This is a genomic window from Candidatus Symbiopectobacterium sp. NZEC135, assembly GCF_025962695.1.
In genome coordinates this window covers 1-691 of sequence record NZ_JAGFPF010001146.1, presented here as the reverse complement: position 1 = coordinate 691, position 691 = coordinate 1, and the positions used below count along the sequence as shown (strand labels likewise).

Here is a 691-nt window from a genome sequence, read left to right as displayed (position 1 = left end):
CGGTCCCGAGATGGCTTGTCGGGTCAATCGTTTTCCCGCGCCCGCTTTGCGTAAATGACTTTTATTGACCTGCTGCTCGGCTTCCTGTGCGAGGGTAGCCATGATTTTTTGTCGGGCTGAGTGGGGATAGGCTGGCCTTGCTGCGCGGGTCTGTTGCGCTGTATCGGGTGTACGCGACGCGGTTGCGGCGTGTTTTGACTGATTAAATCTTGCCATCGCGCGCACATTGATACACTGCGTGAAGGGGTTGATGCACTGTAATAACGCGTTATTTTTTAGCGGCGTGCTCACCACCTCTGCTGCGGGTCTGCCGTTCGGCGCGCAGGCGTGTTGTGCTCTGTTGCCAAGCCCGTTCAGGGTGTTTAACGCAGAAGGCTGTGATGATGTTATCGGTGACGCCTGTTGAGCTTTTGGCTCCAGGTTCGTCAATACGATGGGAGAACATTTTTTGGCTACTGGCGCTACCATAGAAAACCTCATGAATAGTGGATGCGATATGCGCGCCAGCATAAAGTAGCGGTTAATTCCGGCTATAAAAAAAGCGCCTTACAGATTGAATCGGCATAAAGCGAGGATTGATGACGAGATAGCGGCAGGGGGAACCTGGGGGATGCGGTTTAAACGAGCAGAAACAAAAAACCGGTCAGAGCCGGTTTTTTCTTACAACGAGGAAGACAGATGTCTACGCAGG

Annotated in this window: 2 protein-coding genes; one reads left to right on the top strand and one right to left on the bottom strand. The window is 52.7% G+C overall.

Annotated features, from left to right (window positions below):
• Window positions 1-216 (bottom strand): hypothetical protein (locus tag J5224_RS32990; RefSeq protein WP_264629122.1); only part of this gene is annotated, 216 nt, incomplete at its 3' end.
• Between the two features lie 34 nt (window positions 217-250).
• Here J5224_RS32990 and J5224_RS32985 point away from each other — a divergent pair.
• Window positions 251-406, top strand: coding sequence for a hypothetical protein (locus tag J5224_RS32985; protein ID WP_264629121.1), 156 nt, complete (start codon window positions 251-253; stop codon window positions 404-406).
• Window positions 407-691: the final 285 nt, after the last annotated feature.

What these genes read in the sequence shown, in the direction of transcription:
- J5224_RS32985 (WP_264629121.1), top strand. Translation starts at nt 251, where the DNA reads ATGCACTGTAATAACGCGTTATTTTTTAGCGGCGTGCTCACCACCTCT.